Annotated in this window: 23 protein-coding genes and 2 tRNA genes; 22 read left to right on the forward strand and 3 right to left on the reverse strand. The window is 62.4% G+C overall.

Annotated elements, in window-relative coordinates; all coding sequences use genetic code 11:
* Window positions 1-8: 8 nt before the first annotated feature.
* The 13 genes from NKF25_RS17715 (at window position 9) to rpsB (ending at window position 6130) form a co-directional block, all read left to right on the forward strand.
* A tRNA-Ser gene (locus NKF25_RS17715) sits at window positions 9-93 on the forward strand.
* Between the two features lie 16 nt (window positions 94-109).
* Window positions 110-616, forward strand: coding sequence for a 30S ribosomal protein S13 (locus NKF25_RS17720; RefSeq protein WP_253227987.1), 507 nt, complete (start codon window positions 110-112; stop codon window positions 614-616).
* Window positions 616-1137, forward strand: a complete 522-nt coding sequence (locus NKF25_RS17725; protein WP_253227988.1) for a 30S ribosomal protein S4 — start codon at window positions 616-618, stop codon at window positions 1135-1137. The genes NKF25_RS17720 and NKF25_RS17725 overlap by 1 nt, the downstream gene beginning before the upstream one ends.
* Window positions 1134-1520, forward strand: a complete 387-nt coding sequence (locus tag NKF25_RS17730; RefSeq protein ID WP_066142728.1) for a 30S ribosomal protein S11 — start codon at window positions 1134-1136, stop codon at window positions 1518-1520. Before NKF25_RS17725 ends, NKF25_RS17730 begins: the two co-directional genes overlap by 4 nt.
* A gap of 3 nt (window positions 1521-1523) precedes the next feature.
* The gene (locus NKF25_RS17735) at window positions 1524-2270 is read left to right on the forward strand and encodes a DNA-directed RNA polymerase subunit D (RefSeq protein ID WP_253227989.1); all 747 of its coding nucleotides are present in this window, start codon (window positions 1524-1526) and stop codon (window positions 2268-2270) included.
* A gap of 195 nt (window positions 2271-2465) precedes the next feature.
* Window positions 2466-2550 (forward strand) — tRNA-Leu (locus NKF25_RS17740).
* A 27-nt stretch (window positions 2551-2577) separates the two neighbouring features.
* Window positions 2578-2931, forward strand: coding sequence for a 50S ribosomal protein L18e (locus NKF25_RS17745; protein WP_066142734.1), 354 nt, complete (start codon window positions 2578-2580; stop codon window positions 2929-2931).
* Window positions 2928-3365, forward strand: a complete 438-nt coding sequence (locus NKF25_RS17750; RefSeq protein WP_253227990.1) for a 50S ribosomal protein L13 — start codon at window positions 2928-2930, stop codon at window positions 3363-3365. Before NKF25_RS17745 ends, NKF25_RS17750 begins: the two co-directional genes overlap by 4 nt.
* Window positions 3359-3754: a 30S ribosomal protein S9 gene (locus NKF25_RS17755; RefSeq protein ID WP_253227991.1), complete on the forward strand. Its 396-nt coding sequence runs from the start codon at window positions 3359-3361 to the stop codon at window positions 3752-3754. The genes NKF25_RS17750 and NKF25_RS17755 overlap by 7 nt, the downstream gene beginning before the upstream one ends.
* Before the next feature lie 12 nt (window positions 3755-3766).
* Window positions 3767-3967 (forward strand): DNA-directed RNA polymerase subunit N, encoded by a 201-nt coding sequence (locus tag NKF25_RS17760; RefSeq protein WP_018128667.1) that lies wholly within the window; start codon window positions 3767-3769, stop codon window positions 3965-3967.
* Entirely contained in the window at window positions 3967-4149 is a 183-nt protein-coding gene (locus NKF25_RS17765) for a DNA-directed RNA polymerase subunit K (RefSeq protein ID WP_066142743.1), read from the forward strand. Before NKF25_RS17760 ends, NKF25_RS17765 begins: the two co-directional genes overlap by 1 nt.
* Window positions 4146-5357 carry a phosphopyruvate hydratase gene (eno, locus tag NKF25_RS17770; RefSeq protein ID WP_253227992.1) on the forward strand — a complete coding sequence of 404 codons (1212 nt, stop codon included), beginning with the start codon at window positions 4146-4148 and terminating at the stop codon, window positions 5355-5357. Before NKF25_RS17765 ends, eno begins: the two co-directional genes overlap by 4 nt.
* A complete protein-coding gene (rpsB, locus tag NKF25_RS17775; RefSeq protein WP_066142747.1) occupies window positions 5354-6130 on the forward strand; it encodes a 30S ribosomal protein S2 in 777 nt (258 codons plus the stop codon). Before eno ends, rpsB begins: the two co-directional genes overlap by 4 nt.
* Window positions 6131-6247: 117 nt before the next feature.
* Here the strand turns inward: rpsB and NKF25_RS17780 are convergent, their stop codons facing one another.
* Entirely contained in the window at window positions 6248-7567 is a 1320-nt protein-coding gene (locus NKF25_RS17780) for a methyl-accepting chemotaxis protein (RefSeq protein ID WP_253227993.1), read from the reverse strand.
* A gap of 204 nt (window positions 7568-7771) precedes the next feature.
* Between NKF25_RS17780 and mvk the strand changes: the two genes are divergently transcribed.
* Window positions 7772-8755 carry a mevalonate kinase gene (mvk, locus tag NKF25_RS17785; RefSeq protein WP_253227994.1) on the forward strand — a complete coding sequence of 328 codons (984 nt, stop codon included), beginning with the start codon at window positions 7772-7774 and terminating at the stop codon, window positions 8753-8755.
* Window positions 8752-9504, forward strand: coding sequence for an isopentenyl phosphate kinase (locus NKF25_RS17790; RefSeq protein ID WP_253227995.1), 753 nt, complete (start codon window positions 8752-8754; stop codon window positions 9502-9504). Before mvk ends, NKF25_RS17790 begins: the two co-directional genes overlap by 4 nt.
* Before the next feature lie 122 nt (window positions 9505-9626).
* Here the strand turns inward: NKF25_RS17790 and nth are convergent, their stop codons facing one another.
* The gene (gene nth, locus NKF25_RS17795; protein WP_253227996.1) at window positions 9627-10313 is read right to left on the reverse strand and encodes an endonuclease III; all 687 of its coding nucleotides are present in this window, start codon (window positions 10311-10313) and stop codon (window positions 9627-9629) included.
* A gap of 71 nt (window positions 10314-10384) precedes the next feature.
* Here nth and NKF25_RS17800 point away from each other — a divergent pair, with 71 nt between their 5' ends.
* The 3 genes from NKF25_RS17800 to NKF25_RS17810 all read left to right on the forward strand — a co-directional run bounded on the left by NKF25_RS17800 (window position 10385) and on the right by NKF25_RS17810 (window position 12855).
* Window positions 10385-10606: a hypothetical protein gene (locus NKF25_RS17800; RefSeq protein WP_253227997.1), complete on the forward strand. Its 222-nt coding sequence runs from the start codon at window positions 10385-10387 to the stop codon at window positions 10604-10606.
* Window positions 10607-10672: 66 nt separating this feature from the next.
* Complete coding sequence (mvaD, locus tag NKF25_RS17805) at window positions 10673-11647, forward strand: phosphomevalonate decarboxylase MvaD (RefSeq protein ID WP_253227998.1); 975 nt, start codon at window positions 10673-10675, stop codon at window positions 11645-11647.
* Between the two features lie 80 nt (window positions 11648-11727).
* Complete coding sequence (locus NKF25_RS17810) at window positions 11728-12855, forward strand: FAD-dependent oxidoreductase (RefSeq protein WP_253227999.1); 1128 nt, start codon at window positions 11728-11730, stop codon at window positions 12853-12855.
* On the opposite strand, the gene NKF25_RS17815 is transcribed toward NKF25_RS17810, so the two are convergent.
* Window positions 12852-13208, reverse strand: a complete 357-nt coding sequence (locus NKF25_RS17815) for a hypothetical protein (RefSeq protein ID WP_253228000.1) — start codon at window positions 13206-13208, stop codon at window positions 12852-12854. The genes NKF25_RS17810 and NKF25_RS17815 overlap by 4 nt on opposite strands.
* Window positions 13209-13351: 143 nt before the next feature.
* On the opposite strand from NKF25_RS17815, the gene NKF25_RS17820 reads away from it, so the two are divergent.
* From NKF25_RS17820 to NKF25_RS17835, 4 genes are all read left to right on the forward strand, one after another.
* Window positions 13352-13573 carry a hypothetical protein gene (locus tag NKF25_RS17820; protein WP_253228001.1) on the forward strand — a complete coding sequence of 74 codons (222 nt, stop codon included), beginning with the start codon at window positions 13352-13354 and terminating at the stop codon, window positions 13571-13573.
* Window positions 13574-13854: 281 nt separating this feature from the next.
* Window positions 13855-14310 carry a thiol-disulfide oxidoreductase DCC family protein gene (locus tag NKF25_RS17825; protein ID WP_253228002.1) on the forward strand — a complete coding sequence of 152 codons (456 nt, stop codon included), beginning with the start codon at window positions 13855-13857 and terminating at the stop codon, window positions 14308-14310.
* Between the two features lie 396 nt (window positions 14311-14706).
* The gene (locus NKF25_RS17830; RefSeq protein ID WP_253228003.1) at window positions 14707-16635 is read left to right on the forward strand and encodes an asparagine synthase-related protein; all 1929 of its coding nucleotides are present in this window, start codon (window positions 14707-14709) and stop codon (window positions 16633-16635) included.
* Window positions 16632-18314, forward strand: a complete 1683-nt coding sequence (locus NKF25_RS17835) for an alkaline phosphatase family protein (RefSeq protein ID WP_253228004.1) — start codon at window positions 16632-16634, stop codon at window positions 18312-18314. The genes NKF25_RS17830 and NKF25_RS17835 overlap by 4 nt, the downstream gene beginning before the upstream one ends.
* Window positions 18315-18319: the final 5 nt, after the last annotated feature.

Below are 18319 nucleotides of genomic sequence, written 5' to 3' on the forward strand. Positions count from 1 at the left end.
ACGAGTGTGTCGAGGTAGCCTAGTCTGGCCCACGGCGCAGGGTTGCTAACTCTGTGGCGTCAAGCCTCGAGGGTTCGAATCCCTCCCTCGACGCTCCAATCAATCAACTATGAGTACCGAACAACCACAGGACGATGACGACGACCTTCGGTACTTCGTCCGCATCGGGCAAACAGACCTCGATGGGACGAAGTCCGTAGAGCGATCCCTCGCCGGAATGAACGGGATCGGTCGTCGCACGGCTCGAATTATCGCCGAGGAGGCGGGCGTCGACCGAACAGCGACGTTCGGCCGCCTCGACGAGGACGACATCGAGAGTGTCGTCGAAGCCGTGGAAAACTACGCCGACGAGGTTCCTGAGTGGCTCACGAACCACCGCAAGGAATACTTCTCCGGCGAGACGACCCACGAAACTGGTAACGACCTGTCGATGGCCCGCCGTCGGGACCTGAACAGGATGCAGATGATCGACTCCTACAAAGGCGTCCGCCACAAGCGTGGACAGAAAGTTCGCGGTCAGCGAACGAAGTCCACGGGTCGTACCGAGGGTACGATCGGCGTGAACGTCGAGGAGATCAAGGAAGCAGCGGCCGAAGAAGCGGAGGGTGACGAATAATGTCGCTCCCCGGTGAGAACACCAAGTTCTACGAGACGCCGAACCACCCGTTCCAGGGCGAGCGTATCGCCGAGGAACGTGGTCTGATGGACCGTTACGGTCTGAAGAACAAAGAAGAGCTCTGGCGAGCACAGAGTGAGCTTCGTAACTACCGACGCGAGGCTCGTTCTCTTCTCGGCGACATCTCGGGCGACGAAGTCAACGAGAGCAGCGAGTTCCTGTCGCGCTTGAAGCGACTCGGCATCCTCGGAGATGGCGACGAACTCGGCGACGTGCTGCTGCTCGACATCACCGACGTGCTGGAGCGCCGTCTCCAGACCGTCGCGTACAGAAAGGGTCTCGCTCACACGCCGAAACAGGCACGCCAGTTCATCACGCACGGTCACGTCACGGTGAACGGTCAGCGCGTGTCGGTTCCCTCGGCCAAAGTCGAAATCAACGAGGAAGGCGACATCGCCTTCGACGAGCACAGCCCGCTTGCGGACGACCTTCACCCCGAACGTTCGGAGGGTAACGAATGAGCGACAACGACGACAAATGGGGCATCGCCCACGTACACGCATCGTTCAACAACACCATCATCACCATCACGGACCAGACCGGTGCCGAGACGATCGCGAAGTCGTCCGGTGGGACGGTCGTCAAGCAGAACCGTGATGAGTCCTCGCCGTACGCGGCCATGCAGATGGCCGAAACGGTTGCCGAAGAGGTCAAAGCGGCTGGCATCGACGGCCTGCACATTCGCGTGCGTGGCCCCGGTGGCAACCTGCAGCAGAACCCCGGTCCGGGTGCGCAGGCGACGATTCGCGCACTCGCACGAGCCGGTATCGAAATCGGACGTATCGAAGACGTAACACCGATTCCGCACGACGGTACCCGCGCACCGAAAGGTAGTGGATTCTAAACCATGACCGAAGACTTCGACGTAGAGTTCATCGACCGCGGTGAACGGAAATCGCGATTCCTCGTCCGTAACGTCACTCCGGCGTTCGCGAACGGGATTCGCCGAGCGATGATAGCGGACGTTCCGACGCTGTCCATCGATACGCTCCGAGTCATCGAGAACTCCTCGGTGATGTTCGACGAGCAGATCGGACTGCGACTCGGACTCGTTCCGCTGACGACGCCACCCGGGGAGTTCGAGGAGGGCGACACGGTAACGCTCAGTCTCGACGTTTCGGGACCGGGAACCGCGTTCTCGGGCGACCTCATCAGTTCCGACGAGATGGTCCAGCCCGCCGACGAAAACATCCCGATCATCGACCTGAAAGAGGGTCAACGACTCGAACTGGAAGCCGACGCGGTGATCGGTTCGGGTAAGGAACACACCAAACACCAAGGTGGCGTCGCGGTCGGCTATCGTCACCTGCAGCGCGTCGAAGTCGTCGGCGACCGGGACGAGTTCGAGGAGGAAGAGCCGCGAATCCTTCGCGGCGTCATCGAAGACGATGGCGAACTCGTTCCGACGGAGGCGTTCGATCACGACCTCACACAGCGGTTCCCCGGTAAGGAAGTCGAGGTCATCGACGTACCGAACGCGTTCGTGTTCCACGTCGAAAGCGACGGCTCGTTCACCGTCGAGGAACTGGTGACACAGGCCGTCGATTCGCTCACGGAACGTGCGGACGAACTCGAACAGGCAATTCAACTATAACCATGACCGGCCCTTACAACCTCCCTGACGTGTCCGCCGATTCGACCGGGAGTGTCAACTCCCGAGTTCGACGGACTCGCGGACGCTTCCCGTCCGCGGAAATCGAGGCACGAAATGCCTCGACAATCGAAAGTGGTTTTAAGGGCCACGGACAACACTGTGTTGCCCGCGAGGGTACGCACGTGTTCTTAGCGTGCAGGGATAGCCAAGTCTGGCCAACGGCGCAGCGTTCAGGGCGCTGTCTCGTAGGAGTCCGCAGGTTCAAATCCTGCTCCCTGCATCCGTTCTCTGTACTGGAGGAAGTAGCATGAGTAAAACTAATCCGAGGCTCAGTAGTCTCATCGCCGAACTCAAGTCGGTGTCCCGTGATTCGGGAGCCGACGTGTGGACCGACGTTGCAGCACGCCTCGAGAAACCACGGAGTACGCACGCAGAGGTCAACCTCGGCCGCATCGAGCGGTACGCGGAGGAAGAGGAGACCGTCATCGTACCCGGTAAGGTTCTCGGTAGCGGCGTCCTGCAGAAGAACGTCACTGTTGCTGCGGTCGACTTCTCGTCGACTGCGGAGACGAAGATTCAGCAGGCAAACGGCGAACCGATCCAACTCGAACAGGCAATCGAACAAAATCCCAGCGGTTCCAACGTCCGGGTGATTCGATGAGTATCGCAGAATTCGACGCAGATGTCGTCGTCGACGCACGCGACTGTATTCTCGGTCGCGTCGCAAGCAAGGTCGCACAGCGTGCGTTGGACGGCGAGACGGTCGCCGTCGTCAACGCCGAGCAAGCTATCATCACCGGCGGCAAACAGGACGTACTGGACAAATTCGAGACGCGCGTCAACCTCGGCTCCGATCAGGGGCCGTACTACCCGAAGCGTCCGGACATGCTCGCAAAGCGAGCGATTCGGGGAATGGTTCCATACAAGAAGCCGCGAGGGCGAGAAGCCTTCGAGAACGTGCGTGTCTACGTCGGCAACCCGTACGACGAGGACGGCGAAGTCCTCGACGGGACGTCGTTGGACCGACTCTCGAACATCCGCTTCGTCCAGCTGGGCGAAGTCAGCGACTACCTAGGTGCTAACGTCACATGGTAACGAACACGAGCGGAAAGAAGAAGACGGCCATCGCTCGCGCCACGGTTACGGACGGCGAAGGTCGTGTACGAATCAACTCGAAGCCAGTCGAACTGGTGGAACCGGAAATGGCTCGCCTCAAGATGCTCGAACCGTTCCGCATCGCGGACGACGAGCGTGAGGGAGTCGACGTGGAAGTGAGCGTTTCGGGTGGCGGCATCACCGGACAGGCAGACGCCGTCCGCACCGCCATCGCTCGCGGCCTCGTCCAGTATATGGGTGACGCCGAACTTCGTGACGCGTTCATGGAGTTCGACCGTTCCCTGCTGGTCAACGACGTCCGCCAGTCCGAACCGAAGAAGTGGGGTGGACCCGGTGCCCGCGCCCGCTACCAGAAGTCCTACCGTTAAGGTGATCAACCCATGATGATTCCAGTCCGGTGTTTCACGTGTGGTAACGTAGTGAGCGAACACTGGCAGGAGTACAAGGCGCGCGCCGAGACGCAGATGGGTAACGAAGACCCCGGTAAGGTCCTCGACGACCTCGGTGTCGAACGCCACTGCTGCCGACGGATGCTCGTCGCACACAAAGACCTCGTGGACATCGTCGCACCCTATCAGTAATGCCCCAACAACAATACTCCCGATACGAAAAAGCCCGAATCCTCGGTGCACGTGCACTGCAGGTGTCGTACGGCGCACCCGTTCTCGTCGAAACGGAGGAGTCCCAGCCGATACTCATCGCGGCAGAGGAGTACGACGCTGGCGTCCTACCGTTCTCGGTTCGACGTGAGGGGGCAGAATGACGCGCATCGAGAACGTTCGGCTCCGTCAGATACTCGATTCGCGTGGCAACACGACGGTCGAAGCTGACGTGTTGACCGAGAGCGGCGGATTCGGTCGTGCAGCCGCACCCAGCGGCGCGAGCACGGGCGAGTACGAAGCGATCGAACTCGATACGAGTGAGGCGATCGCCTCCGCTCGCGAGCATGCGGTCCCACGGCTCGAAGGGAACGTCTTCGTCGGCGACCAGCGTGACGTGGACCGTACCCTTCGCGCTGCGGACGGGACGGACAACTTCTCCGAGATCGGCGCGAACAGCGCCGTCGCCATCAGCATGGCCGCCGCGAAGGCTGCGGCGGACGTGCTCGGTGCACCCCTGTATCAGCACCTCGGCGGTGCGTTCCGTGGCGACAATTACCCGATCCCATTCGGGAACGTCATCGGGGGTGGCGAACACGCCGCCGACGCCACGGCGATTCAGGAGTTCCTCTCCGCACCAGTCGGTGCGCCGAGCGTCCAAGACGCGGTGTTCGCCAACGCGGCCGTCCACCAGGCGGTCGCGGACATCCTCGACGAACGCGGTATTCCCGTCGCGAAGGGTGACGAAGGCGCGTGGGCACCGTCGATCGACGACGACGACGCGTTCGAAGTCATGGAGGAAGCCGTTTCGACCGTTTCCGACGAGTTCGGATTCGAGATTCGATTCGGCATCGACGTGGCCGCAGCCGAGATGTACGATGCCGACGCGGACGAGTATCAGTACCGCGATCAAACGCGCTCGACCGACGAACAGATCGAGTACCTCGCGGACCTCGTGAACGAGTACGACCTCGCATACGTCGAGGACCCGTTGGACGAGAACGATTACGACGGCTTCGCCAAACTCACCGAGAAAGTCGGCGACAAGACGCTGATTTGTGGTGACGACCTGTTCGTCACCAACGTCGAGCGACTCTCCGAGGGCATCGAGAAGGGTTCCGGAAACAGCATCCTCATCAAGCCGAACCAGATCGGCACGCTTTCGGACGCGTTCGACGCCGTCGAACTGGCAGTCGAGAACGGGTACGACCCGGTCATCTCGCACCGTAGTGGCGAAACCGAGGACACGACGATTGCACACCTCGCCGTGGCGACCGACGCACCGTTCATCAAGACGGGCGCAGTCAGCGGCGAGCGAACCGCAAAGCTCAACGAACTCATCCGAATCGAGCAGAACGTATCACGATTATGAGCGATAACGAATCCGAACAGGTAGAAGAAGAAACGGACGGTCTCGACGCCGCGGAAGAGGAGATCGACGCGGAACCGACCGGCGAGTCCGGTGCGGAACCGGACGTCGACCCTGACGACGACGTCGCCGCACAGGCGGACGAGACCGAAGAAGAAGAACCGCAGTTCGACGAGGACGTCCTCGGAGACGAGGAGGCGGACCTCCTCATTCCCGTCGAGGACTACCTCGGCGCAGGTGTCCACATCGGTACCCAGCAGAAGACCGAGGACATGGAGCGGTTCATCCACCGCGTTCGCACGGACGGCCTGTACGTCCTCGACGTGAGCAAGACCGACCAGCGAATCCGTACGGCGGCGAACTTCCTCGCCGACTACAACCCGGAGCAGATTCTGGTCACGTCCTCGCGCCAGTACGGTCGCTTCCCGGCCGAGAAGTTCGCCGACGCCGTCGGCGCACGTGCCCGCACGGGTCGATTCATCCCGGGTACGCTGACGAACCCGAAATACGACGGCTACATCGAGCCGGACGTCGTGGTCGTCACGGACCCCATCGGAGACGCACAGGCGGTCAAGGAGGCCATCACGGTTGGCATCCCCGTCATCGCGATGTGTGACTCCAACAACTCCACGAGCAACGTGGACCTCGTCGTCCCGACGAACAACAAAGGTCGCAAGGCGCTGTCGGTCGTCTACTGGCTGCTCGCCAACGAGACGCTCGACCGCCGCGGTGCCGAACCAGCCTACTCGCTCGACGACTTCGAGAGCGAGATTTAAACGCCGTTTTCGACACGATTTGTGCCTTTTCCGAACTCGATGGTCGATAGCGACGGTGTTCGAGAGTCAGTGATTTCGGGGTAGTATTCTGATGACGGTGGAAAAGAAGTCCAGGATTCAGTTCAGCGACTGCTCGATTTCGGCTTCGAGGGAGTGAATCCGCTGTTCCAAGTCGGCGACCATCTCGGTCTGCTGTTCGTTTGCCGTGGCGATGCGCTCGACCGAATCGGAGACGTTCTCGCTTCGATGGACGCTGTTATCGATGATGCTCGCGATTTCCTCGGCGCTGGCGGCCTGTTCGTCGGTCGCGTCGGCGATTTCGGTGATTCCCACATCGGTCTCCTGAATCGCGGAGACGATCGACTGCTGATTTTCGACGACAGTTTCGATTTCTTCGGTCGCGGTGACGATACCATCGTTCGTCTCCTCTATGCTTTCGACCGTGTCGAGCGCGGTTTCGCGGATGTCGCCGACGATGGATTCGATCTGATCGACGCGCTCTTTGGACTGCTCGGCGAGGTCCTTGATCTCGTTTGCGACGACGGCGAAACCGTCACCTTCCGACCCGGCGCGTGCGGCCTCGATGTTGGCGTTGAGCGCGAGGAGGTTGGTCTGTTTCGCGATGTTATCGATGACTTCGACGATTTCGTCGATCTCGTCGATGCGGTTTTCGAGTTCGCCCGCGTCGGTGACGACTTCCTCCGCGCTCTCGGAAACCTCGTCGACCGTGGCGAGCGTGTCGGCCGCCGCGTCGGCTGACGTTTCGGCAAGCGTTTTGGTCTCGGTGCTTTGACTACTGACCTCCTCGGAACTGGCGGCTATCTCCTCGATGGTCGCGCTGAAGGTGGCGACTTCCGACTGAACGTCGCCGAGGTTATCGGATTGGTCACGAGTTAGCTCCCGGATGGACTGGGAATCCTCCGCGACGTCCGCGGCGGAATCGCGGAGTTCGGCAACCGCTCCTTCGACCTCTTCGGACATCTGTTGTTGCAACCCTCGGACGGCTTCACGCTGTTCGATGAGTTCGGTGACGCGGGTGATGACTTCGACGGCACCGACCGTCTCACCGTCCGGGGTGGTGATCGGAACGGCGAGCGCGCGTCCGTGAATCGTCCCGCCACTCGCCGTGGACGCCGTACGAATATCCGACTCTCGGACGACTTGGCCGGTTCGAACTACCGTTTCGGCGAGCGTTTCGTCTTGACCGTCCGTCCCGAACAGTTCGTAGGAGGGCATGCCGATCGCGCGACTCGCGGAGTAGCCCGTCAGTTCCTCCGCACCGGAGTTCCAGTAGGTGATGGTTCCGTGCTCGTCCACGACGAACACTGGCTCGGGCAGTCTCGTGACGAGACCTTCGAACGCGTGACGCCAAAACGCACCAGCATCGAGGTCGCCGCCGGGGTAGATTTCGTTTCGTACCGATTGTTCAGTTGCCATGGATAGATTATGTGTTCGAACGGATACAACCAATCAGTATATATTTTGGGTCTGATGCAACGCGACCGACTGCGGGGAGATCCGGTTCGAACAGCTTCATTTCGGACGATTGTACGATGAATTTCGAATCCGTCCGGAGCCCTGTCCGCCGTGAGCGGACCGGAGTCCGAAAACCCTGTTATCTCCCGGTGCGGAGCCACGAACATGACCGTTTCCAGCGCCCCCGGGAAAGTGTATCTCTTCGGGGAACACGCCGTCGTCTACGGCGAACCTGCCGTCCCGTGTGCAATCGAACGCCGAGCGACAGTGACCGTCGAACTGCGCGATGACGACCGGTTGCGCGTCAACGCCGAGGATTTGAGTCTCGATGGGTTCACCATCGAGTACGGCCGTGGTGCCGACGAGACACCGGACGTGAACGTCTCCGAGTCGCTCGTCCGAGCGGCGACCGGGTACATCGACGCGTCGGTCAAGCAAGTCCGCGACGCGACCGACACGCCGGATGCGGGCTTCGACATCACCGTCGAGAGCGACATCCCGCTCGGTGCGGGACTCGGGTCCTCGGCCGCGGTCACCGTCGCCGCGATAGACGCCGCGACCCGCGAACTTGGCGTGGCGCTGTCGAGCGACGAACTCGCGGACCGAGCGTATCAGGCCGAACTCGCGGTACAGGACGGGGAAGCCTCCCGCGCCGACACGTTCTGCTGTGCGACCGGCGGCGCAGTCCGCGTCGAGGGCGACGACTGCCGGAAGATCGATGCACCCGACCTCCCCATCGTCGTCGGCTTCGACGGCGGTGCTGGCGACACCGGGAAACTCGTCGCGGGCGTCCGAGCGCTCCGCGAGGAGTACGACTTCGCGGCGGAGACCGTCGAGAGTATCGGCGACATCGTCCGGCAAGGGGAACAGGTGCTCGCCGACGGCGATATCGAGAAGCTCGGCATGCTCATGAACTTCAACCACGGTCTGCTGGAGGCACTCGGCGTCTCCTCGCGCTCGCTCGACAACATGGTCTGGGCGGCCCGCGACGCGGGTGCGCTCGGTGCGAAACTCACGGGTGCCGGTGGCGGCGGTTGTATCGTCGCACTCGACCCGACGGACGAGACGAAGACGGCGCTCCGATTCACGCCGGGGTGTGAGGACGCCTTCCGCGCCGAACTCGATACCGAAGGGGTGCGCGTCGAATGAGCCTCACCGTCCTCAAACTCGGCGGGAGCGTCATCACGGACAAGGACCGCCCCGACACGTTGGACGGGGAGATGTTGGACTTCGTCGCGGATGCGGTGGGTGAGAGCAAAAGTGGTGACCAGACGGACGACCTCGTGCTCGTCCACGGTGCCGGGAGTTTCGGGCACCACCACGCGAGCCAACACGGCGTCTCGAAAACGGTCGGCAGCAGCGACGTCGCGGCCGTCATCGACATCCACGGTGCGATGGAAACCCTCGATCAGTTCGTCCTCTCCCGCCTCCACGAACGCGATGTTCCGGCCGTCCCGGTCCACCCGTTCTCGGTCGCATCCCGCGATTCGGACGCGAACCTCTCGCTGCCGGTCAAACAAGTCGCGACGATGCTCGGCGAAGGGTTCGTCCCGGTCCTCTACGGCGACGTCGTGGTTCACGAAGGAAAGGGCGTCACCATCGTCAGCGGCGACGAACTCGTCGCGTCCGTCGCGCGCCAACTCGACGCCGACCGAGTCGGGTTCTGCTCGACGGTTCCCGGCGTGCTGGACGAGGACGACGCCGTAATTTCGGAGATTACGTCGTACGACCAAGTCGCGGACGTGATCGGCGAGAGCGAATCCACCGACGTGACCGGCGGCATGGCCGGGAAGGTGAACGCGCTGCTCGAACTCGGCGCACCGGCCTCAATCTTCGGACCCGACGACGTGCGCGCGTTTCTGGCCGGGGAAGACCCCGGGACGAAAATCGACGGATAAGAAGGTCGCTACGACGAGACGAGTTCAGCCAGCGAGGTTTCGAAGTCACCGTCACCGAACAGTATCTCGCAATAGGCTTCAGTACAAAACAGTACTTCCCGGTATCCTCACTCGCTAATCCTTCACGCCCACGATTCGCCGCTGGCGAGGTCGGCCTCGTTGTCGAGTTTCGAGGAGGGACAGATGTCCTCCAGAATACAGTCCTCACAGTCCGGATTTCGGGCCGTACAGGTCGCTCGGCCGTGGCTGATGAAAAGGTGGGTGAGCCACTGCCAGTCCTCCTCGGGGACGAACGTCATCAAGTCCTCCTCGATTTTCTCCGGCGTCTTCTCCTCGGTCAGCCCCAATCGGCGCGAGAGTCGCTGGACGTGGGTGTCCACGACGATGCCTTCGACCACGTCGTGGCCGTGCTGGAGCACGACGTTGGCCGTCTTTCGGCCGACGCCCGTGAGGTCGGTCAGTTCGGTCATCGTGTCCGGCACCTCGCCATCGTGTTCCTCGATGATGGTTTGACAGGCGCTGTTGATCCACTTCGCCTTGTTGTTGTAGTAGGTGATGGAGTTCAAATCCTCCGCGAGTTCGTCCACGTCGGCGTTCGCGAAGTCCTCCGCCGACGTGTACTTCTCGAAGAGATGTTCGGTCTCCTTGTTCACGCGCTCGTCGGTACATTGGGCCGAGAGCATCACGGCGATGAGCAGTTCGAGTCGATTGGAGAAGTTCAGCGAGATGGTCGCATCGGGATATTCGTCGTACAGCCTGTCCACGATTTCGTCCAGTTGTTCCTCCCGCGTGTCGAGTGGGACGCCCATGTCGGAATTCTCGGAGGGCGTCGGTTTGAGTGGTTCGGTGTTTCGACGTTCCGAGCGGGAAAAGAACCATCATGCAGGATTCCCAACTGGTGAGCATGGCCACCGATAGCGCCCCCGTTTCGTGGACGGACCCGAACTACGTCGCGGCGGTCGTCGGCGTGCTCGCCGTCGGCGCTCTCTACTTCTACAGCGCGTGGACGGGGTCCGGGCCGACGACGGACGAAATCACGTTCGTTCTCGCCGTCGTCTTCCTCCCGACGACGCTCGCCTACGAAATCGCACGGCGTTTCTGAGAATCCGCCTCACTCCGATGCTCGAAATCCAGAGAGTTTAAACGCCAGTCACACAGCCATCTCCGTATGAAAGCGACCGCGAAGGCCCACCCGATTCAGGGGTTGGTCAAGTACCACGGGATGCGCGACGAGGAACAGCGATACCCGTACCACGACAGCATCAGCGTCTGTACCGCGCCGAGCAACACCACGACGACCGTCGAGTTCGACGAGTCGTTCGAATCGGACACCTTCGTCGTCGACGGCGAGGAACTGACGGGTCACGCGGCCGACCGCGTTCGAAAAGTCGTCTCGCGCGTTCGGGAACTCGCGGAAATCGACACCCGCGTCCGACTGGAGAGCGAGAACAGCTTCCCATCGAACGTCGGCCTCGGTTCCTCTTCATCGGGATTCGCCGCCGCCGCGATGGCCGCCGTGGAGGCCGCCGGACTCGACCTCTCGCGTCCGGACATCTCGACCATCGCGCGTCTCGGGTCGTCCTCCGCGGCCCGCGCCGTGACGGGCGGGTTCTCGGACCTCCACATGGGCCTGAACGACCACGACTGCCGTTCCGAGCGACTTGAGTCGCCGCTCGAAGACGACGTTCGCATCGTCGCCGGACTGGTTCCGGCGTACAAGGAAACCGAGGAGGCCCACCGCGAGGCCGCCGACAGCCACATGTTCGACGCGCGACTGGCGCACATTCACGACCAACTCGTGGAGATGCGCGACGCGCTCCGCGTGGGGGACTTCGACCGCGTGTTCGAGACGGCCGAACACGACTCGCTGTCGCTCGCCGCGACGACGATGACCGGCCCGGCGGGGTGGGTGTACTGGAAGCCCGAAACGCTCGAAATCTTTGACACGGTTCGGGAACTCCGCAACGAGGAGGGGATTCCGGTCTACTACTCCACCGACACGGGCGCGAGCGTTTACGTCAACACGACGGCCGAGTACGTGGACGAGGTGGAGGACGCCATCGCCGACTGCGGCGTCGAGACCATGAGTTGGAAGGTCGGTGGACCGGCCCAAATCCTCCCCGAGGAAGACGCGCTGTTCTGAGACCGAGAGACCGACCGATTTTCGACCGCCCGTTTTATACGGGGAGTACGCCTTTCACCTTCCCGCTCGTTATGGTTCGCATGCAGATCGCAGTTCTCGGCGCTGGCTACGCCGGTCTGGCCCTCGCTCGGAAACTCGAAAAAGAACTTCCCGACGAGACGAATCTGGTCGTCGTCGAGGAGACCGGACACCACCTCGTCCAACACGAACTCCATCGGGTCATCCGACGGCCGTCGCTCGCCGATCAAATCTCGATTCCGCTGACCGAGGTCCTCGACTGCGAGGTACACGAAACCCGCGTCGAGTCGGTGGACCCGAACGAGGGAAGCGTCGTCCTCGCGGACGACGCCGACGACGAACTCGACTACGACTACGCCGCCGTCTGCCTCGGTGCCGAAACCGCCTTCTACGACCTCCCCGGCGTCGAGGAGCACGCGATTCCGTTGAAGCGACTCGAACACGCCCACGAGATTCGGGAGGGGTTTCTGGACGCCGACGGCGGACGCGTCGTGGTCGGTGGAGCGGGGCTGTCCGGCGTGCAGGTCGCGGGTGAACTGGCCGCCCTCGCCGACGAGGAACTGATGGACGTCGAACTCGTCCTGCTCGAACAGTTCGACCACGTCGCACCCGCGTTCCCCGCCAACTTTCAGGAAGCGGTCCGGGAGCAACTCGAAGCGCGCGACATCGAGATTCGAACCGGGACGGCAGTCGAACGGGCCGACGACGGGACGATCACGCTGGCGGACGGCGAGACGCTGGACTACGACGAGTTCGTCTGGACGGGCGGCATCCGCGGGTCGGACGCGATGGACGGAGACCGTGCCCGCGTCGATAGCACGCTTCGACTCGGCGACGGAACCTTCGTCCTGGGCGATGCCGCACGGGTCGTGGACGGCGACGGCGAGGCGGTCCCGGCGAGCGCACAGTCGGCCGTGCGGGAAGCGCGCGTCGTCGCCGACAACATCGTTCGACTGGTCGAGGAGGAGGACCGAGACGACGTGTTCGACCCGCGCCTCGACCAGTTCACGTTCAACTCGCCGGGATGGCTCGTCTCGGTCGGCGACGGTGCGGTCGCACAGGTCGGCCCGACGGTCGTCACGGGGACAGCGGCAAAGGCACTCAAAGCGACGGTCGGCGCTGGATACCTCTCGTCGGTGGGTGCGGTTCGAAACGCGGTCGATTTGATCGGAGAAGAGTTGGGTGATTAGACTCCCGGAATCCCGAGCGAGGAGAACGTCAGGACATCCAGGATGGCCAGCACGTAGGTGATGACGACGACCGAGAGCCAGCCGATGAGGCCGATCCCGATGGCGTTGCCCCAACCGCCGGGGTAGCGCCAGTTGATGACCCAGATCCACGCGACGAGGATGACGATCCAGCCGAACAGCCAGCCGAGCAGTACCGCGACGATTCCACCGATGACCGAGCCGACGATGGCAGTGATGAGCGCGTAACCGTAGTCGTCCGTCCCCGTGACGACCCGCGCACCGATGTAAATGCCGAGGGCACCGATGAGCAGGCTCACGATGAAGCCGACGACTGAACCGATGAGGGATAGCATCGTGATTCCCTTTACGACGAACCTGTTTTTATATGAACCGCTTGTGGTTCGGCCGAAGGGTAGGGCCGAAGGGTCGAGCCGAAATATGTATACCGAACGAATCCAGCATCAACTTTAAGGTACTGGCTCCTCCTTGGCTCATCATGGCACGCGAACCAACACTCGACACGATACTGCTTGGCGCAGTCGGGGCCGGTGCCGCGGCGATAGTCGGAACCCGCGCACTGGAGTACTACCGGGAGCGTTTTCGTCGTTCGGGACCCTCCGTCGTCTGCACGGAATGCGGCGAGGAGATGCCCATCGACGACCTTCTCGACCCGACAGTCACCTGCGCATGTGCGACCAGTAACATTCGAACGGACTGAGAAACCGCTACTCGAACGGATTGAGAACTCACTGCGTGCCACGACGTTCACTTTTGAAACGAAACCGAGCCGGGAAGTTAGACGCGGCACAAACTGCCGCGAAATCCCCGCTCGGCTACTCCGATGAGGAGGAGGGCGAAGAAACGCCACGACGAGCCATCACCTGTTTGGGAGCAGCGCGTGGGCGAAGAGGACCAGACGGTCGAATCCGACGATTGGTATCCAACACGGTCTAATCCGACGAGTCTATCGGCCAGGAGGCCGAACGTCGAAACGAACAGATGGCAACCGAACCCGACTCCGAAGAACCCGCCGACGGGACCGATTATCCCGTGTTGCTGTTCGACGGAGTCTGTAACCTCTGTAACGCTGTCGTTCGGTTCACGGTGCGGTTCGACGAGGCGGGAACGTTCCGCTTCGCGCCGCTTCAGTCCGAAGTCGGCCAGTCGCTCCTCTCCCGCCACGACCTCCCGACCGACGAGTTCGACTCGTTCGTGCTCGTGGACGGCGGGAACTGTTACACCCGTTCGACCGCCGCGCTTCGCGTCTGTCGGGAACTCGACGGACCGTGGCCGCTTCTGTACCCGCTTATCTATCTTCCCAAGGCATTTCGTGACCCGGTGTACGACCTGATAGCGAAATACCGCTACCGGATCTTCGGCCGAAAGGACGAGTGTCCGATACCGCCCCCCGAAATCCGCGAGCGATTCGTGGAGCGCTCGCTCGACTCCGTTTGAATTCCGTTATTCTCGACTCCGTCTGATTCGCTATTCGCGACGTTTGGTGTCTCCTACTCACGTTTGACCGTCCTTACTCTCCAGTTTGATCTTCCCTACCAGCACGTTTGAACTCCCCTACCCAGTGGGTAGGTATCTTCTTCCCGGCCGTTCGCACCCACTGATTCACCGGTAGGACAACGCACATCGGCCACAGGCCGCGTATAACAATGGTTCGGTACCGCCAGTTGAATTTCAGTGAGAACGGATGAACGAAAGGCCACACCGAATCGAGTCAGGATGTCGTTCCGGAGAACGGGTCGCCCAACCGCCGCCATCGAACGGTCGGACTAACGACCACTACGCTGGAACTACGGACGAGAAGGGAAGACGGGTGGTTTCCGGAGGGAAAGGCACATGGTAGGGTTGTTCGGTGCGTTCGGTCCGCGAAGGGTCGGCTTAGACGAGTTTCCGAGCATGCAGTGGGGAGGAGAGCGAACCGACTCGTTCGCCGACGAACGGGTCGCCGTGACTAGCGGGTTCCATCGACTCCTCGCCGACGAGCAACCCGTCCGGACCGTCACCGGCGACACGCTGGTCTGGATCATCGGCGACGTGTACGGCTTCGAGCGGAACGGCTCCTACCAAGCACGCCCGGACTCCATCGACTCCCCCACGTACTGTGCGAACCTGTACGAATCGTACGGTATCGACTTCGTCGAAGGGGTGAACGGACAGTTCGCGGGCATCGTCTACGACCGCGAGAAAGGAACCGTCTCCCTGCTGACCGACCGACTGGGTTCGTATCCCCTGTTCCACACCCGCGTGGGCGACACCCTGGTGTGTTCGACCGACATTCAGACGCTCGCCGAATATCCCGGCGTTGACCCCAAATTCGACCGCGACTATCTCGCGGAATACCTCGCGCTCAAACGGTCGTTCGGCGTGACGACACCGCTCTCCGGGGTCGAAAAGCTCCCACCCGCGTCGGTCACGACCGTCGACCTCGACGGAAACACGACGGAGTCGCGTCGGTACTGGCGGCCCGAATTCACCCCGCGAGACGAACCGTTCGAGAACTTCGTCGAGGAGTTCGTCTCGCGGTTCCGGCGAATCATCGACGAATGGGTACGGGAGGATCGAACGTACGGACTGCTGTTGAGCGGCGGGAGCGATTCGCGCTTGGTGATGGCCGCGATGGACCAGCCAGTGATCGGCTTCCACATGAACGACTGGCGAAACCGCGAGGCGCGAATCGCCGACCGAATCGCGGCGGCCGCCGGGAACGAACTCCTCTTCTTACCCCGCACCGACGACTACCGACGGCGAAGTTTGGAGCGTAACCCGCCGCTCTCGAACTTCGACGGGTGGTACAAACAGGGGTATCCGACGGGGTTCGCGGAGGAACTCACGGGAACGGTGGACGTGCTCCTCTCGGGTCTGTACGCCGATACCCTGTTCAAGGGCCACCAGATACCGTCGCCGAAACTGTCGCTCGGTTCGTTCGGGAACGTCACGCTCCCGGTCGAAGATCGGATTCGGACGATCGACGAGTTCATCGACGGACTGGCGGTCGAGACACCGAGCTATTTCGACGGCGATGTGGACGTCGAATCGGTCCTCCGGGAGAACATCTCCGTCACGGCGGACGGCGAGATCGACCACCACGGGGTCCGATACCGGTCGATGCGGGAACTCGTCCTCTGTGGCGAGTACTATCCGCTGTCGAACGACACCGAACTCATCTACACGAACAGCCTCCGACAGCTTCGACCGTACCGGACGCCATTCCTCGACAATCGTCTCATCGACCTCCATCTCTCGATGCCCATCCGGTATCAGCTTCGGCGCAACCTCATGCACCGCGCCATCGAGCGGTTCGATTCGCGTCTCGCCGCCGTTCCGCATTCGGAATCCGGCGTTCGAATCGACCGCTCGTTCCCGGTCGAATACGCCGGTAAACACCTGAACGCGCTTCGGTGGAAGCTCTTCGAGAGGGAGGAACCGCCGCGACCGTGGTGTACGCACGGACCGTGGCCCGACGACGAGGAGTTCGTGCGGCAAAGCGAGTTCGTTCGGGACGCGCTCGCGGACGACCGGGACCTCGTGGACTCCCTCTCGTTCCTCGACTGGGACGGCGTGAACCGATGCTACGAGGACCACCTCGGCGGCGAGGAAAACGCCGTCGAACTGTACACGCTGTTGACCCTGTTGGAGATGCCGGTCACGAAACGGATCGGTGGTGACGCGGATGCTGGCGGGACCCCGTTGAGCGCCCCCTCCGGACCGACCACCGAGAGACCACGTCTTCAACTGCCGACCGCCGACGGAGGTGACGGGGAGTGAGCGAGGACGGGTTGAACGTGCTGGTGATCGGTCTCGATGGGGCGTGCCGCCCGATTCTCGAACCTCTGTTCGAGACGGGAGCGCTCCCGAACCTCGAATCGCTGTTCGACGACGGAGTGTCAGGCCCGCTCGAATCCCAACTCCCGCCGTGGACGCCGAGCGCGTGGCCGTCGCTGTTTACTGGGGTGAACCCTGGCAAGCACGGCGTGTTCAGCTTTCTGGACTACGAGGGGTACGACTGGAACGTGGTAGACGGCGACGACGTTCGGGCCGAACCGCTCTGGGGACACCTCTCCCGGAACGGGATCAAAAGCGTCGTCGTCAACGTCCCGGTCACGCATCCGCCACGCGACTTCGAGGGCGCGCTCGTGCCGGGATACATGGCTCCGGAATCACCGGCGTGTCACCCCGAGAACCTGCTCGCCGAACTCCGCGATGAGATCGGGGAGTACCGGATCTATCCCGACACGACCGACGCGACGCCCGAGGAGGCCGCCGCCGAGTATCGTGACGTCGTGAAGACCCGCGGTGCGGCGTTCCGGTATCTCACCGACCGCTTCGAGCCCGATTTCGGCTTCGTGCAGTTCCAGCAGACCGACACCGTGTTCCACGAGTTCCCCGGCGAGCGGGAAACGATCGAGGCGGTGTACGAGGCCGTCGACGAGCAGGTCGGGGAAATCCTCGACGCGACCGACCCCGACACCGTCCTCGTCGTCAGCGACCACGGGATGGGGGAGATGACGGGGATGGGGTTCTACGTCAACGAGTTCCTCGCGGATCACGGCTACACGGCCGTCTCACAGGGTGGCGAGGGCATGCCGTCGTGGGTTCCGACCCGGGAGTCGAAACTCAGGAATGGCGGGGACGAGGCGGGTCGCGGCGATTCGGAGAACCGCCGCGGCCTGCTCCAACGAACGAATGACCCGCTCCAACGACTGACCGCCGTCGCGGCGAAAGTCGGTCTCACGACCCATCGGGCGGGAAAGCTGTTGGACACGGTCGGACTTCGCGGGGTCGCGTCCGAACTCGTCCCGTCGGGGGTCGTCCGGGCGAGCAGTCGGCAAGTGGACTTCCCCGCCTCACAGGCGTACATGCGGGCCAGGATCGAATGTGGCGTCCGCATCAACTTGGCGGGACGCGACCCCCACGGTGTCGTTCCACCGGAGCGATACGAGTCGCTCCGGTCGGAACTCATCGACCTGCTCGCCGACGTCGAAGCGCCCGACGGGACTCCGGTGTTCGAAGACGTGGCCCGCCGGGAAGCCTACTTCGACGGGCCGGAGGCCGAGCGGGCGGTGGACATCGTCACGGTGCCGACGGACTTCGACAACTTCCTCTCGGCGGAGCTTTCGGGCCACGAGTTCGCCGAACCCGGCCAACCGTGGAATCACAAGCGAAACGGCATCGTTGCGATGGCTGGCGACGGCGTCCACGGAGGGATTTCCGACGCACACCTCTTCGACGTGACGCCGACGGTGCTCGCGCTGTTCGGGATACCGAAAAGCACCGAAATGGACGGCGACGTTCTCTCGCCCGTCGAATCGGTCGGCGAGGAAGGGTACTCGACGCGACGGGAACCGGGCGGGACGATGGGTAGCGGACGGACCGATTCCGACGAACAGACCGCATCCGACGACCGGATGGCGAACCGACTCGCGGCACTCGGATATCTGGAGTGAGACAA

It is taken from the genome of Haladaptatus sp. AB643 (genome assembly GCF_024136975.1).
Taxonomy (GTDB): Archaea; Halobacteriota; Halobacteria; order Halobacteriales; family Haladaptataceae; genus Haladaptatus.

Coding starts and splice junctions, on each gene's coding strand:
- NKF25_RS17720 (WP_253227987.1), top strand. CDS start 110: ATGAGTACCGAACAACCACAGGACGATGACGACGACCTTCGGTACTTC.
- NKF25_RS17725 (WP_253227988.1), top strand. CDS start 616: ATGTCGCTCCCCGGTGAGAACACCAAGTTCTACGAGACGCCGAACCAC.
- NKF25_RS17730 (WP_066142728.1), top strand. CDS start 1,134: ATGAGCGACAACGACGACAAATGGGGCATCGCCCACGTACACGCATCG.
- NKF25_RS17735 (WP_253227989.1), top strand. CDS start 1,524: ATGACCGAAGACTTCGACGTAGAGTTCATCGACCGCGGTGAACGGAAA.
- NKF25_RS17745 (WP_066142734.1), top strand. CDS start 2,578: ATGAGTAAAACTAATCCGAGGCTCAGTAGTCTCATCGCCGAACTCAAG.
- NKF25_RS17750 (WP_253227990.1), top strand. CDS start 2,928: ATGAGTATCGCAGAATTCGACGCAGATGTCGTCGTCGACGCACGCGAC.
- NKF25_RS17755 (WP_253227991.1), top strand. CDS start 3,359: ATGGTAACGAACACGAGCGGAAAGAAGAAGACGGCCATCGCTCGCGCC.
- NKF25_RS17760 (WP_018128667.1), top strand. CDS start 3,767: ATGATGATTCCAGTCCGGTGTTTCACGTGTGGTAACGTAGTGAGCGAA.
- NKF25_RS17765 (WP_066142743.1), top strand. CDS start 3,967: ATGCCCCAACAACAATACTCCCGATACGAAAAAGCCCGAATCCTCGGT.
- eno (WP_253227992.1), top strand. CDS start 4,146: ATGACGCGCATCGAGAACGTTCGGCTCCGTCAGATACTCGATTCGCGT.
- rpsB (WP_066142747.1), top strand. CDS start 5,354: ATGAGCGATAACGAATCCGAACAGGTAGAAGAAGAAACGGACGGTCTC.
- NKF25_RS17780 (WP_253227993.1), bottom strand. CDS start 7,567: ATGGCAACTGAACAATCGGTACGAAACGAAATCTACCCCGGCGGCGAC.
- mvk (WP_253227994.1), top strand. CDS start 7,772: ATGACCGTTTCCAGCGCCCCCGGGAAAGTGTATCTCTTCGGGGAACAC.
- NKF25_RS17790 (WP_253227995.1), top strand. CDS start 8,752: ATGAGCCTCACCGTCCTCAAACTCGGCGGGAGCGTCATCACGGACAAG.
- nth (WP_253227996.1), bottom strand. CDS start 10,313: ATGGGCGTCCCACTCGACACGCGGGAGGAACAACTGGACGAAATCGTG.
- NKF25_RS17800 (WP_253227997.1), top strand. CDS start 10,385: ATGCAGGATTCCCAACTGGTGAGCATGGCCACCGATAGCGCCCCCGTT.
- mvaD (WP_253227998.1), top strand. CDS start 10,673: ATGAAAGCGACCGCGAAGGCCCACCCGATTCAGGGGTTGGTCAAGTAC.
- NKF25_RS17810 (WP_253227999.1), top strand. CDS start 11,728: ATGCAGATCGCAGTTCTCGGCGCTGGCTACGCCGGTCTGGCCCTCGCT.
- NKF25_RS17815 (WP_253228000.1), bottom strand. CDS start 13,208: ATGCTATCCCTCATCGGTTCAGTCGTCGGCTTCATCGTGAGCCTGCTC.
- NKF25_RS17820 (WP_253228001.1), top strand. CDS start 13,352: ATGGCACGCGAACCAACACTCGACACGATACTGCTTGGCGCAGTCGGG.
- NKF25_RS17825 (WP_253228002.1), top strand. CDS start 13,855: ATGGCAACCGAACCCGACTCCGAAGAACCCGCCGACGGGACCGATTAT.
- NKF25_RS17830 (WP_253228003.1), top strand. CDS start 14,707: ATGGTAGGGTTGTTCGGTGCGTTCGGTCCGCGAAGGGTCGGCTTAGAC.